Raw genomic sequence first — 13,329 nt, 5'->3', positions numbered from 1 at the left:
TTATTAGATTAACATACTGCTATTTGGTATAAAAAATATAAAGATTTTAAAACAAATTAAAATTAGACAAAAATAAGGAGAAATAAATGAAGGAATTGAATATAAAAAATTATATAGCAGAAATGCCTGATGGGGATGATATAGAAATAATGGATTTCGATTTAGACCCGATTTCCAACAAAGTAGTACTGTATATAGTGGACTTTATAAAGCCTATTGGTCAGTTGAGTACATCTGAAATAGACAAAGTAACCAATTCAATAAATAAACGTTTAAATTGGATTAAAAGTAACTATGAGATAATTGAAAATGGTGTTACAGAAGGTGAAATTGCAGACTTGGTCGATGATTGGGTATCTTCGGCGAAGCCTAGTGAAGGTGAAGAGAATACTTATATAATAGAAGATGATCAAAAGGTTACTGTGCCAGTATCTAAAGATAGTTTTAAAAAGTCTTTGGGGCTGGACAGCATAGCTATATACATGGATGAAAAATTCGAGGTGGATATAGCTGATTTATATATAACTTGTTCGCCAGATTATTTTGCAGGACATGCAATAAATATTTCTATTTCTAAGGCAAAAGAGATTAAATATAGAGGTTTAATAGGATAGCAAAAAATGTAAAAATCCTGAGGTTAGTTGCATGCGAACCTCAGGATTTTTAGCAACATTGCAATATTTATTTAATAAGTGCCTTCATTAAATTAGAAAATTATTTTACTTGTTTATAAATCAAGATAAAGAAGTAGAGCTTCATCCAATAGTATATCGATGCTAAAACAATAGATAAAGTTTTATGATTTAAGAAATAAAGCAGTGAAAGATGGGTCTTGTCTTTATAGTCTGTATATGGCAGTATAAATATTAGTGGAATAAACAAATTAAATAGTGGAGGATTTCAAAATGGAAAAATTACCAAATTGCCCGAAGTGTACTTCGGAATATACTTACGATGATGGGAATCTTTTTGTATGTCCAGAATGCGGACACGAGTGGTCTAAAGATAGCATTGACGAAGAGAGCGATGTAAAGGTATTTAAGGATTCAAATGGAAACGAACTTAATGATGGAGACACAGTTACTGTTATAAAAGATCTAAAGGTTAAAGGTAGCTCACTTGTTGTTAAGATGGGTACTAAAGTTAAGAATATAAGACTTATAGACGGCGATCACGATATAGACTGTAAGATAGATGGAATCGGAGCTATGAAGTTAAAGTCGGAATTTGTAAAGAAAATATAGATAGATTAGAGATACAAAATAACTTTAATAGTTTGCTTATAATTGAGTTCTTGATTTGTAAATTAAAAATAAGATGCCTAGAATTGGATACAATATCCGATCATGGGCATCTTATTTTATATTCTGCATTTAGAAATCAATATCTTTAAATATCTCATATATAAAAATAGAGTATTTAAGCTGTAGCACTGTTTTGAGATTCAATATCTGCTAAAACATCTTTATTTGAGTTAGAAGCTACCAAGCTGTTCAATATCATTCCTACTATGATTAAAGCTAGACCTGCAAATCCTTTTAAGGCAGGTAAAATTCCTCCGAGTATCAAAACCTCTCCTAGTAGAGTGAATACAACTTCTCCTGATTGAGTTGCCTCAATTATTGCAAGTTGGTGAGCGTTGTCTTTAACGAGTTCCGTTGCTTTAAAAAACAGTATTGTAGCTATAAGGCCAGAGAATATAGCGATAACAAAAGATTGTGAAACTTGGTTGATGCTAGGAAGTCCACTTTTATCTAGTGCAAAACATGCAAGTACAATCCAAAATGGCATACTGCACAGTGTCATTCCAAATACTCTTTCAGTAGTGGTTAGATCGTTTTTGCAGATCTGCATCATTTTTCTATTTCCCAGTGGGTAAGCAAAAGCCGCAATTACTATTGGTATTATAGTCGAAAATATTTGTTTAATATCTACATCAGATGCTTGCTCATATTGTATTAAAAATACACCTGCTAGTATTACAAATGACATTGCTAGACCTTTTAGAGGAATTTTTTCTCCAAACATAGGCGTTAGTAAGATACCTGCAACTATAGTCAGCTGCCAACATCCTGCAACTAACCATGACTGCCCATAATCAGAAGCGAAAGTTAAAGGTGCATAAAAAAGTCCAAAACCAATTGTACTCCATATTATCCATGGTCTCGGGGTGCTCTTTATCGATTTTAATACATTTTTAATCCCTCTGTTATTTAAAAGCATTATGTATAAGAGTGGAAGCATAAAAATATATCTAAGAGATGCGCTCCACATCCAGTTTCCACCTGAAAGATTCATGCTTCTATTTAGCACAAAAGTAAATGCAAAAAACAAGGATGATGCTATACCATAAAATAGTGCCTTTTTCATTTAATGTCCTCCTGTTATAATATGATATATGGCTTAAAATTAATAGCTGTAATTTGGTCACAAGTAATATAATACAATATATGATATAATTATGCAATATACTATACAAAGAGGTGAAATATAGCTTGGAAGATTTAAATATGGTTATTGGTGAGAACTTAAATAGAATACGAAGCAATAAAAAAATGAGTCTAGATGAAGTATCAAACTTAACAGGTGTAAGTAAATCTATGCTGGGACAAATAGAAAACGGCAAAACAAACCCAACAGTATCTACACTTTGGAAGATATCTACTGGTTTAAAAGTCCCTTTTTCCTCATTTATAGAAAAGCAGATTTGTGATTATGAGATTGTAGATGCAAGTAAAATAAGTTATATATCTGAAAATAGTGATAAAATGAGGATTTATCCAGTATTTCCATACGATAGTAAAAAGAATTTTGAAATACTTGTTATTGATTTAGATAAAGATTGTACGCATAAATCTCCTAAGCACGACGATGGGGTAGAGGAGTATATATTAGTGACAGAGGGTGCTTTAAAAATGACTTTATACGATAAAGAAGTTGTTTTAGAGAAGGGATGTTGCATAAGATTCACTGCAAATGTTGAACATACCTATGAAAACTTTGGGTATCTAAAGTGTACATTCCACAATATTATAGTTTATAGTTAAAAAGAAATATAGTATTAAAAATATTTTAAGATAAGGATTGATAAAGACAATGAAAAAATTGACTAGTGAAGAGTTTAGAGCAACGTTTGTTAGGCCTATGAATGAAATTGAAACTTTAGACGATGGAATTTTAAGCGATATCGATGAGTATATGTTTCAATTATTTATAGATAAGTATATAAAAGAAAGTGAATACGAAAATACTTATATTGAGCATCTATATGAAAATGTAGATAAATCATACATTCATATAATGTTTCCAATAAAGAAGAATTTTTATTTAGTACTTGTGTGTGATACAAAAGCTAATAGTATATATGGACACCATTTTTCAAATTTAGTTAAAGAGTACGGATTATAGAAAGAAGTAAAAGAAGCCTCGTCAAAGTTTTGTAAGATATCTAAAACTTTTGGTGAGGCTTCTTTTACTATTAATTTAACCTAATTTCTAAACGTGAGGAATATCTGTATGGTCGGATATCTCAGAGTTAGCAGTGCACAGATCGCTAATGCTAAGATCGTGGATATTCTCGTGACCAGTAATTCTTGCAAAGGATTTTAGATCTTCTAAGCTCGCATGTAAATAGTTAAATACTCTCTTTGCACTCTTATCCACATCGAGTCTTTTTCTGAGTTCTTCATCTTGAGTAGCACAACCAACTGGACATTTACCACTTCCACAAATACGGTATTGTTGGCAAGCTGCGGCCATCATTGCAGCGCTTCCGATAGCAACTGCATCTGCTCCCATAGCTATGGCTTTTGCGAAATCAGAGGCAACTCTTAATCCACCAGTCATAACTAAATCTATATCTAAATTGTTTTTATCTAAGTATTTTCTAGCTCTGTGAAGTGCAAATAGCGTTGGAATAGTAGTGGCATCTTTTAACAGTTTTGGACTTGCTCCTGTAGCTCCACCACGTCCATCTATAGTTATAAAATCTGGATTTGCATAAGCTATAAAATCTAGATCTTTCTCTATATGACCAGCCGCAATTTTTATGCCTATAGGACGGCCATCAGATCTTTCTCTAAGCATGTCGACCATCCCTTTAAGATCTTCTTTTGAATTTACCTCTTCAAATTTAGAAGGACTTATTATATCATGGCCCAAAGGTTTATTTCTTACTTTTGAGATTTCTTCAGTGACTTTCTCCGCTGGAAGGTGACCTCCCATACCAGGCTTTGTTCCCTGCCCGATTTTAATTTCTATTGCATCCGAATTTTTTAGATTTTCATCTGTAACACTGTACTTGTTTGGTACATATTCAAATATATATTTGTACGATTCTTGCATCTCTTCAGGAAGAATTCCTCCTTCACCACTACACATAGCCGTTTTGTTTGCTGCAGCTCCTCGTGCTAGAGAAATTTTTAATTCTTTAGATAATGCCCCAAAGGACATATGTGTAACGTATACAGGACTTTCTATAACCATTGGTTTTCTTGCTTTTTTACCGATAGTAGTCTGTGTTTTTACCTCATCGTGCTCATTAAGCGGAAAAGGATTCAGCTGTGCCCCTAGGATAAGGATATCATCCCAAGAGATTATAGGTAATTGCGTCTTCATAGGAGCTATAACTGGAGCACCAGTTTTGGCCATTTCGTGAATTATATCCATGTGTTTTTCGACATCGTCATTGGCTCTAGTGAATTCTCCTAGATAGTCTAGGGATTCAGAACCTTCATTTTTAATAGAATTATCAGTCGATTTGGATTTATTAGGTTCTTGATTACTGTTGTTGTTTCCCTCAACTTCCTCAAATAAAAACTTAGGTCCGGTGCATACTGGGCACTTCCAGTCGTCTGATAAGTCTGAAAATAATTTTCCTTGTTCTTTTTCATCATAGATATAACCACATATTGAACATTTGTACATCATATCATTCCCTTCTATCATTTTAATTTAATTATACCAGAATAGAGGTTGATTTTGTAAAAGATAACTCTTAGTTTAATCTATTGAAGTATAAAATAATCTTAACTTTACTAAATATAACGCTATATATTGGAGGACTATTATGTTTAAAATAGGTGAGTTTTCAAAACTGGCTCAAGTGTCAATAGAATGTTAATGTATTATGATGAAATAGACGTATTTAAGACAAGATAGACAACAAGGCAAAAAAATTAATAAGCAAGAAGAGAAAGAAAAAGTTTTTTAATTAAAATAACGAAAAAAGAAGGATAAACATAGGAGACATTAGAAAGTAATAGTTAGGCAAGCAAAATTTAAACTGGAAAATCAAGAGGAGGATATCTCAAAGGCAATTTTTAAATTGTTTTGCGATATCCTCCTTAAACTTTCAATTGTTAATTATAAAAAGACAGATATAAATTCATTTAAATATAAATTTTAAAATTGTATTTAAATGAACTGCAATATATTGAATGCAGTATATAATTTAATGAAAAGTATAACTAGATTTCCGAAAAAATAATTGTTTAAAATATCAAACTTCAGGTATAATAGAGATAAATATGAAATTTATGGAGGTATTAATTATGAAAGCAGTAGTAGACCCAGATGTATGTATAGCTTGTGGAGCATGTATAGGAACATGTCCAGATGTATTTAGTATGAGTGATGAAGGTCATTCTCAAGCAATTGAAGGTGAAATACCAGCAGAGTTTGAAGAGTGTGCTAAAGACGCTGAAGAGGGATGTCCAGTTTCAGCTATAACTGTAGAATAATCATTAAATAATTAACTACAAAAAATAAATAGATTGAATACTAAATAAAACAGATGAAACGGTATACCGTTTTATCTGTTTGTTATTTTATACATAGATTCAGTTAAGTATTTTGAAAAAATATTTTTTACATTTTTTGCATTTGAAAGACTCAATGGAACAGAATCTCCATTTGACATAAATATATTGTTTTTCTCTATCTTATCAATATTTTTAAGGTTAACTAAGAAAGATCTATGTGTTCTTACAAAGTGTTTTTCTTCTAGAGAAGACTCTATTTTATCCATCGAGGAATAAAAATTGAAAAAAGAATCACCATAGTATACAGTTGTAATACGATTCCTTACTTCGAAAAATAGAATATCATCGAGTGGAATCTTTTTAACCACAGATCCAGACCCACATACAAATATGTCTGTTTTCTTGCTGTCTATAGTAGCAGCAGCTTTTAAAAATACCTCTTCAAATTTTCCTGGTGTCACCTTATCCTTAACAATATAGTTAAAAGGAAGCGTATCAAATGAATCAAAGACATACTCTACACTTGTAGTTAGAAATATAATCTCAGATTTGCAACCCCTAGAGCGTAAAACTTTTGCTAGCTCTATCCCATTCATTTTTCCCATTAAGATATCTAAAAAAATTATGTCTGCATAACAATCTTTACCTTCTAAATCGAATAAAAGTTGTTCTGCACTACTAAAAGTAGTAATATTTAACTTGATATCCTTTTCTTTAGAAATATTTAATAAGATATTTTTATATTTTTCAACAATACTTTTGGTATCATCACATAAAAAAACTTCTAGCATATCTCTACAAATCCTTTCTAAGTACATTAGATAGTTAACTAATGTGTTTTTTTGTATACAATTATATATATATCCCCTAATTAGTTTAATTATATAATACTTTTGGTATGAATGGAAGGATATGTGATGAAATACATCATTGAACAATAAAACGAGTATATTTCACAATAATCATGTATAATGTATGATTAACAAATTTAATAAAAAATAAAAAAATCTTTATTTGTGCCTTTATTTGTGCTACCCTACATACAATTTTTACTTGAGGAGGAGATTATTATCAAAACAAAATTCGATATAATTTTATTTGATCTAGATGGAACTTTAACAGATCCTAAAGAAGGTATTACAAAATCAATTCAATACTCACTAAAAAGCTTTGGAATCGAAGAAGATAGGAAAAACTTAGTTAAATTTATAGGTCCACCACTTCACGATACTTTTAAATCAGAGTATGGATTTGATGATGAAAAAGTTATCAAAGCTGTTGAAAAATTTAGAGAGTACTTTAAAGAAAAGGGTTTATATGAAAATAAAATATACCCAGGAATTGAAGCTTTAATCAGAGAACTACATGTTAATGATAAAAAAATAGTTTTAGCAACTTCAAAACCAACTGTATTCGCAGAAAAAATATTGCATAATTTCAGCATATATAAGTATTTTGACAATATAGTAGGAAGTAACTTGGATGGTACAAGATCTGACAAAGAAGAGGTAATAAGATTTGCAATAAATGATTATTTAGAATCTGATAAAACATCTATCGTCATGGTGGGTGATAGAAAATATGATATTGTCGGTGCAAATAATATTGGAATTGACTCAATAGGGGTGCTGTACGGCTATGGAGACTTGGATGAGATCGAAGATTCTAAACCTAATTATATAGCCGAAAGTGTTGAAAAATTAGCTAATATTTTATTTTGATATTTTAAAAATATATGTTTCATAACTACTTTTTTCTACTTTATTTCCCAAGAAATATCTAATAGTTAGATATCTTTGTCATTTACAAAGATATATTAAGTATTTCTTGGGAAATAAATTGTTTTTTGACAATATATATAGTTTACTTATAATAAATGATTTTTAAATCAGGAGGAGGAGATCTACATGGAGAGTGTTTTTAATGAATTTACGAATAACGATGTAATTAAAGATATCGAGATTGATAAAAATGAAGTACTAAGATATCTACAGTATAAAGGCCAAAATATTGAGGATGATTTAAAAAACACTATAGATGAATGCGTGGAGTTAACATTGAGCACGATAAATCCAAGGTTTATATACTCTTCATGTATTTTAGATAGCGGCGAAGAAGGTACAATAAAATTAAAAAACACAAATTTAATCTACAGTAGCCAAGATATTTACAAGCTATTAAAAGATTGTGATAGAGTATTTGTTATGGCATCTACTTTAGGTGTTGAAATAGAGAGACTCACAAGAAAATATTCTTATTCTGATCTAACTAAAAGTATCATCATAGACTCATGTGCAACCACTGCAATTGAGGAAATTTGCAACAGAGTTCAAGAGTCTGTTAATAATGGATTAAAAAAGGAGCAGAAAACAACTACTATGAGGTACAGTCCTGGATATGGAGATTTGGGAATAGAAAATAATAAAGGTATCTTAGATGTTTTGAGTGCTCAAAGAAATATTGGGGTCACTATAAATGATAACGGAATTATGATACCTAGAAAATCAGTTGTTGCAATTATGGGGGTAAGCGAATTAAAATATAATAATAAAGAAGTAAAGAAATCTTGTAGTAATTGTCAGAATAGAGACACTTGTGTCTATAAAAGAGAGGATGGGGGCTGTGCAAATATTAGAGTATATAAAGAATAATATATTACTGTTTGACGGAGCAATGGGGACTATGCTTCAACAAAAAGGATTAAAACTGGGGGAAAATCCTGAAATATTTGGATATCAAAATCCAGAAAAACTTTCAGATATTCATTTTAGTTATTTAAATTCGGGATCAAATGTAATTTTGACTAATACTTTTGGATGTAATGAATTAAAATTGACGGGTGAGTACACTGTAGAAATGATTATAGATAATGCTGTAAGTGTTGCCCAAAAAGCGATAAATAGACTTCCCAAGGATAATACAAAGCCAAGATATATTGCACTAGATATAGGGCCAATAGGTGAGATGCTCGAGCCAATGGGGACGCTAAGCTTTGATAGAGCTTATGAGATATTTAAAAGACAAGCAATCGAGGGTGAAAAAGCCGGAGCAGATTTAGTTGTAATAGAGACTATGATGGACTTGGGAGAAGTGAGGGCTGCTGTTCTTGCAGTTAAGGAAAACACAAGCCTTCCAATATTTTGTACAATGACATTTGATGAAGGTGGACGAAGTTTTACAGGATGTCTTCCTGAAAGTATGGTTGTTGCAGTAGAAGGACTTGGCGTTGATGCAATAGGTGTCAACTGTTCATTGGGTCCTATACAACTTGTTCCGATCGTAGAAAAGATTACAAAACTCTCATCAATACCAGTTATGGTTCAGGCAAATGCAGGACTTCCAAAAGTTGCAGATGGAGCAACTGTATACGATATTACACCTGAAGAATTTTTTGATGGAGTTAAAAAATTTGTGGAGATGGGTGTAAGTATAGTTGGCGGTTGTTGTGGTACAAATCCAGAATTTATAAAAGAAATTTCTGACAATTTACCTTCATTAAAAAAGGTTGTATTGGATAATGAATTCAAGAGCAGAGTCTGTTCTTATTCTCAGAACTTAGAGATAAGTGCTCCGATAGTTGTTGGAGAAAGAATAAATCCTACTGGTAAAAAATTACTTCAAGAGTCTATAAAAAAAGAAAGCGCTGAATACGCAATCAACCTAGCATTAGAGCAGGCTAGCTCTGGAGCTCAAATATTAGATATAAATGTGGGTCTTCCAGGTATAGATGAAAAAAGGGTAATGATAAAATTTATAAAAGAAATCCAAGCAGTAATAGATATACCGTTGCTTATAGATTCCTCAGACCCTGAGGTACTAGAAGCGGGTCTTAGATACTATAATGGTAGAGCAATAGTAAATTCGGTAAACGGAAAAGATGAATCTCTAGAAAGTATCTTACCTATAGTTAAGAAGTATGGAGCGGGCGTAGTTGGTCTAGCTTAGATGAAAATGGAATACCTAGCAGCGCAGAGGGAAGATTGAAAATAGCTAAGAAGATTATATCAAGAGCAGAGGAATACGGAATAAAGAGAGAAGATATATTTATAGACTGTCTATCTCTTACTGTATCAGCACAACAAGAAGAAGCTGCTGAGACTTTGACGGCTCTTACAGAAGTTAAAAAACTTGGAGCTAAAACTATTTTAGGAGTATCAAATATTTCATTTGGACTTCCTAACAGGAAAGCAATAAATACTGCATTTTTAACACTAGCTTTAGGAGCAGGGTTAGACCTAGCTATAATAAATCCTAATGCGACTAGTATGATGGAAGCAATAGACTCATTTAGAGTTTTGTACAATATAGATAAAGGAAGTGTAGACTACATAGATAAATACAGCAATGTAAATGTTGAAATGCCAAAAGTAGAAAATAACACTTCCGCAGAGATTTCATTAGATACAATAGTTCAGAGAGGTCTAAAAGATGAGGCTGAAAAGGAAACATTAAGACTTCTTGAGACTAACAACGGGGATTATATAATAGATAATATACTAATACCAGCGCTAGATAAAGTAGGAAAAAAGTTTGATACGGGGGAAATGTTCTTACCACAACTTATACAATCTGCCGAAGCCGTGAAAAATTCATTGAGCATCATAAAATCTATATCTCTTAAAAAAAATATAGAGACAGTAACTAAAGGAAAGATAATAGTTGCAACAGTTAAAGGTGATATACATGATATAGGAAAAAATATCGTAAAGATAATGCTTGAAAACTATGGATATGAGGTTATAGATTTAGGAAAAGATGTTCCTATTGAGGAAGTTGTAAGAGTAGCATCGGAGCATAATGTAAAATTAGTAGGTCTAAGTGCTCTTATGACTACAACTGTTCAAAGTATGGAAGATACGATTAAATATTTAAGGGAAAATAATATCGATACAAAAGTGTTCGTTGGAGGAGCTGTTTTAACAGAAAACTATGCAAAAGAAATCGGTGCAGATTTTTATTCTAAAGATGCGAAGTCAGCTGTTGAGATAGCAAAGGAGAATTTATAGAGTAGAATTGGATAAGGACAATTTGTAAAAGATCAAAATAATGTATACAGAAAGAGGTAGTATCATGAATAAAGATAACAAAGGTTACCTATATGGTTTTATAGCATATATAGCTTGGGGTATACTTCCATTTTATTGGAAAATTCTGCAGCATATTGATTCAAAAGAAGTATTGGCATATAGAATACTTTTTTCAAGTTTATTTATATTTTTAGCGCTCATCGCACTTGGTAAGATAAAAGAGACTAGTTTTGAGATAAAAGATATCCTTCACAATAAAACTAAACTTATGTATATGTCTTTAGGGGCATTGTTTATTTCTATGAACTGGCTGTTGTTTATAACCTCGGTTTCTTCTGGAAATGTAATCGATGCTAGTTTGGGATATTATATGAATCCGCTTGTAAACGTAATTATTGCAGTAATAATTCTAAATGAAAAGATTACAAAGCCAGCAATTATAGCATGTATATTTGCAGTAATAGGAGTCATTATATTATCTATCAGTACAGGAAAATTTCCTTGGACGGCAATATTGCTTGCTGTAACTTTTAGTTTGTACGGTTTAACAAAAAAGAAAGTAGATATATCTTCATCGACAAGTTTATTTATGGAAACATTTATTCTCGCTCCTTTTGCACTTTGCTATTTAGCATTTTATTCTTCAACTGGATTTATAAGTTTTGATTTGGGAATTATACTTACTATTATAGGAACGGGTATTGTAACGGTTATACCGCTTTTATTATTCTCAATAGCAGCTAAAAGGGTTTCTTATATAGCTTTAGGGTTTATTCAGTATGTAAGTCCTACTCTTATGCTCATTTCGGCAGTATTTCTGTTTAAAGAGATATTCTCAATTGCACAGTTATCTGGATTTATAAGTATATGGATTGGAATTGCAATATTTATATGTGGAAATATCTCTAAGAATGTGTCAAAAGAAGGATCGGAAGTTGAAACTTTAGTTGAAAATTAATTACAAAAAACGGGTTCAATAGAACGTTTTTGTATTTCATATAAAGGATGTTTTATACTTTATCTATTATAAAATATAAAATGTACTATCTGTATATTTAGAAAGCCCAGTTTCCGTCTTTGAATATTTGTATTTGATCTCCGCTTTCAGTTGTTCCCACTATATCTAATTCGGCTGAACCAACCATAAAGTCTACGTGAGTTATACTTTCATTGATTCCGTATTTGTCTGAGTCCTCTTCTTTGATTTGATCTCCGCCTTTCATACAAGTTTTGTATGCTGACCCTATTGCTAAATGGCAAGAGGCATTTTCATCGTAAAGAGTGTTGAAAAATACTATATTGCTATTAGATATAGGTGAATCGTATGGAACTAAAGCGACCTCTCCTAGATAATGAGAACCCTCATCTGTCTCGATTAATTTAGTAAGGGTCTCAAGTCCTTTTTCTGCTGTAAAATCAATGATTTTACCGTTTTTAAAAGTAATTGAAAAGTCGTCTATTACATTACCACCGTATACTAGAGGTTTAGTGCTGTAAACAGTACCATTTACTTTGTGTTTATGAGGCATACCAAAGATCTCCTCAGTAGGAATATTTGGATTGAAGTCCACGCCATTAGGGTCTTTAGAAGCTCCACTAAGCCAAATATGATTGTCTGGAAGTTCAATTATAAGTTCAGTTTTTGGTGATTTATACTCTAATTTTTTAAAGTTCTTACTGTTTAAGAAGTCCATTCTGACTTTAAGATTTTTATTGTGTTCTTCCCAAGCCTTGATAGGATCTTGACCATCAACCCTAGTGCACTTAAATATAGCATCCCACATTTTGTCTATTGCCTCATTTTCAGATACTCCAGGAAAAACTTTCTTTGACCATGCTTTTGTAGGTATAGAAACTATACTCCATTTACACTTATCTGTAAGTGTGTAAGAACGCCATTCTTTTAAGGCTGCTCCAGAAGCTTTCTGGTAATTTGCAACTCTCTGAGGATCTACATCTTTAAGTAAATCTGGGTCTTGAGCATATACTGATAGAAATGCGCCACCGCGTTTTGCTATATCTGTATATTGATCTGCTACCCACTTAGGAAATTCGTTAAAGACTTCTTCCGGAGCGTTTAAGTACTTGATAAGAGCAGTCTCTTCATCTGACCACTCAACGTGTACATTTTTAGCCCCGCATTTATAAGCTTCTTTAACTGCAAGTCTAACGAATTCTGCACATTCTATAGGTGATCTTATAAGTAAGTCTTGATCTTGTTGTATATTAACTCCAACTTTTATTGATAGTTCTGCGTATTTCTGTAAATTTCTTTCAAAATCCATCTCTTTACCTCCTCAAAAAAGTAATCTATATATATTATACCACTAGTTAAATTTTGGAACATAATATATGATTTTATACCCATAAATAATTATTTATAAAAAACCTTTAAAAAATACAAATTATCGTGATAATTATGTCTAATTATTATAGAATATAATAACTACACATAATAATCTATAATTGTATTCGTATGTTTCCAATATGAGAATGCTCTTTTATATGATAAAGGGGTTTATAGAAATAGCTGACATTTG

At 31.6% G+C, this 13,329-nt stretch carries 14 protein-coding genes; 10 read left to right on the top strand and 4 right to left on the bottom strand.

The window, feature by feature from the left end:
- The first annotated feature begins 86 nt into the window (after positions 1 to 86).
- Together T473_RS0108570 and T473_RS0108565 are read left to right on the top strand one after the other, a co-directional pair.
- Positions 87 to 614, top strand: coding sequence for a DUF2262 domain-containing protein (locus tag T473_RS0108570; RefSeq protein WP_024621541.1), 528 nt, complete (start codon positions 87 to 89; stop codon positions 612 to 614).
- A 291-nt stretch (positions 615 to 905) separates the two neighbouring features.
- The gene (locus tag T473_RS0108565) at positions 906 to 1,244 is read left to right on the top strand and encodes a zinc ribbon domain-containing protein YjdM (protein ID WP_024621540.1); all 339 of its coding nucleotides are present in this window, start codon (positions 906 to 908) and stop codon (positions 1,242 to 1,244) included.
- A gap of 175 nt (positions 1,245 to 1,419) precedes the next feature.
- Here the strand turns inward: T473_RS0108565 and T473_RS0108560 are convergent, their stop codons facing one another.
- Positions 1,420 to 2,370, bottom strand: coding sequence for a DMT family transporter (locus T473_RS0108560; protein ID WP_024621539.1), 951 nt, complete (start codon positions 2,368 to 2,370; stop codon positions 1,420 to 1,422).
- A 125-nt stretch (positions 2,371 to 2,495) separates the two neighbouring features.
- Between T473_RS0108560 and T473_RS0108555 the strand changes: the two genes are divergently transcribed.
- Together T473_RS0108555 and T473_RS0108550 are read left to right on the top strand one after the other, a co-directional pair.
- Positions 2,496 to 3,047, top strand: coding sequence for a helix-turn-helix domain-containing protein (locus tag T473_RS0108555; protein WP_024621538.1), 552 nt, complete (start codon positions 2,496 to 2,498; stop codon positions 3,045 to 3,047).
- A 49-nt stretch (positions 3,048 to 3,096) separates the two neighbouring features.
- On the top strand, positions 3,097 to 3,408 hold the full coding sequence (locus T473_RS0108550; protein ID WP_024621537.1) for a hypothetical protein: 312 nt from the start codon (positions 3,097 to 3,099) through the stop codon (positions 3,406 to 3,408).
- Between the two features lie 87 nt (positions 3,409 to 3,495).
- Here the strand turns inward: T473_RS0108550 and T473_RS0108545 are convergent, their stop codons facing one another.
- Positions 3,496 to 4,929: a glutamate synthase-related protein gene (locus tag T473_RS0108545; protein WP_024621536.1), complete on the bottom strand. Its 1,434-nt coding sequence runs from the start codon at positions 4,927 to 4,929 to the stop codon at positions 3,496 to 3,498.
- A gap of 623 nt (positions 4,930 to 5,552) precedes the next feature.
- Here T473_RS0108545 and T473_RS0108540 point away from each other — a divergent pair.
- Entirely contained in the window at positions 5,553 to 5,741 is a 189-nt protein-coding gene (locus tag T473_RS0108540; protein WP_024621535.1) for a ferredoxin, read from the top strand.
- 71 nt (positions 5,742 to 5,812) lie between these two features.
- Here T473_RS0108540 and T473_RS0108535 read toward each other — a convergent pair whose 3' ends face one another.
- The gene (locus T473_RS0108535) at positions 5,813 to 6,553 is read right to left on the bottom strand and encodes a LytR/AlgR family response regulator transcription factor (protein WP_024621534.1); all 741 of its coding nucleotides are present in this window, start codon (positions 6,551 to 6,553) and stop codon (positions 5,813 to 5,815) included.
- 237 nt (positions 6,554 to 6,790) lie between these two features.
- On the opposite strand from T473_RS0108535, the gene T473_RS0108530 reads away from it, so the two are divergent.
- The 5 genes from T473_RS0108530 to rarD all read left to right on the top strand — a co-directional run bounded on the left by T473_RS0108530 (position 6,791) and on the right by rarD (position 11,747).
- Positions 6,791 to 7,483, top strand: a complete 693-nt coding sequence (locus T473_RS0108530) for an HAD family hydrolase (RefSeq protein WP_330369439.1) — start codon at positions 6,791 to 6,793, stop codon at positions 7,481 to 7,483.
- A gap of 186 nt (positions 7,484 to 7,669) precedes the next feature.
- Positions 7,670 to 8,413 carry a vitamin B12 dependent-methionine synthase activation domain-containing protein gene (locus tag T473_RS0108525; RefSeq protein WP_029791655.1) on the top strand — a complete coding sequence of 248 codons (744 nt, stop codon included), beginning with the start codon at positions 7,670 to 7,672 and terminating at the stop codon, positions 8,411 to 8,413.
- Positions 8,385 to 9,707, top strand: coding sequence for a homocysteine S-methyltransferase family protein (locus T473_RS19750; RefSeq protein ID WP_330369438.1), 1,323 nt, complete (start codon positions 8,385 to 8,387; stop codon positions 9,705 to 9,707). Before T473_RS0108525 ends, T473_RS19750 begins: the two co-directional genes overlap by 29 nt.
- Before the next feature lie 35 nt (positions 9,708 to 9,742).
- Positions 9,743 to 10,768, top strand: a complete 1,026-nt coding sequence (locus tag T473_RS19745; RefSeq protein ID WP_330369437.1) for a cobalamin-dependent protein — start codon at positions 9,743 to 9,745, stop codon at positions 10,766 to 10,768.
- 64 nt (positions 10,769 to 10,832) lie between these two features.
- Positions 10,833 to 11,747, top strand: coding sequence for an EamA family transporter RarD (rarD, locus tag T473_RS0108515; RefSeq protein WP_024621531.1), 915 nt, complete (start codon positions 10,833 to 10,835; stop codon positions 11,745 to 11,747).
- Between the two features lie 97 nt (positions 11,748 to 11,844).
- Here the strand turns inward: rarD and T473_RS0108510 are convergent, their stop codons facing one another.
- The gene (locus T473_RS0108510; RefSeq protein WP_024621530.1) at positions 11,845 to 13,074 is read right to left on the bottom strand and encodes an aminopeptidase; all 1,230 of its coding nucleotides are present in this window, start codon (positions 13,072 to 13,074) and stop codon (positions 11,845 to 11,847) included.
- Positions 13,075 to 13,329: the final 255 nt, after the last annotated feature.

This window comes from Clostridioides mangenotii TR (assembly GCF_000498755.1).
Classification (GTDB): domain Bacteria; phylum Bacillota; class Clostridia; order Peptostreptococcales; family Peptostreptococcaceae; genus Metaclostridioides; species Metaclostridioides mangenotii_A.
This window is presented reverse-complemented; position numbering and strand designations above follow the sequence as displayed.

Excerpts from the sequence above, each read along its gene's own strand:
- T473_RS0108570 (WP_024621541.1), top strand. The coding sequence starts at position 87 with ATGAAGGAATTGAATATAAAAAATTATATAGCAGAAATGCCTGATGGG.
- T473_RS0108565 (WP_024621540.1), top strand. The coding sequence starts at position 906 with ATGGAAAAATTACCAAATTGCCCGAAGTGTACTTCGGAATATACTTAC.
- T473_RS0108560 (WP_024621539.1), bottom strand. The coding sequence starts at position 2,370 with ATGAAAAAGGCACTATTTTATGGTATAGCATCATCCTTGTTTTTTGCA.
- T473_RS0108550 (WP_024621537.1), top strand. The coding sequence starts at position 3,097 with ATGAAAAAATTGACTAGTGAAGAGTTTAGAGCAACGTTTGTTAGGCCT.
- T473_RS0108545 (WP_024621536.1), bottom strand. The coding sequence starts at position 4,929 with ATGATGTACAAATGTTCAATATGTGGTTATATCTATGATGAAAAAGAA.
- T473_RS0108540 (WP_024621535.1), top strand. The coding sequence starts at position 5,553 with ATGAAAGCAGTAGTAGACCCAGATGTATGTATAGCTTGTGGAGCATGT.
- T473_RS0108535 (WP_024621534.1), bottom strand. The coding sequence starts at position 6,553 with ATGCTAGAAGTTTTTTTATGTGATGATACCAAAAGTATTGTTGAAAAA.
- T473_RS0108525 (WP_029791655.1), top strand. The coding sequence starts at position 7,670 with ATGGAGAGTGTTTTTAATGAATTTACGAATAACGATGTAATTAAAGAT.
- rarD (WP_024621531.1), top strand. The coding sequence starts at position 10,833 with ATGAATAAAGATAACAAAGGTTACCTATATGGTTTTATAGCATATATA.
- T473_RS0108510 (WP_024621530.1), bottom strand. The coding sequence starts at position 13,074 with ATGGATTTTGAAAGAAATTTACAGAAATACGCAGAACTATCAATAAAA.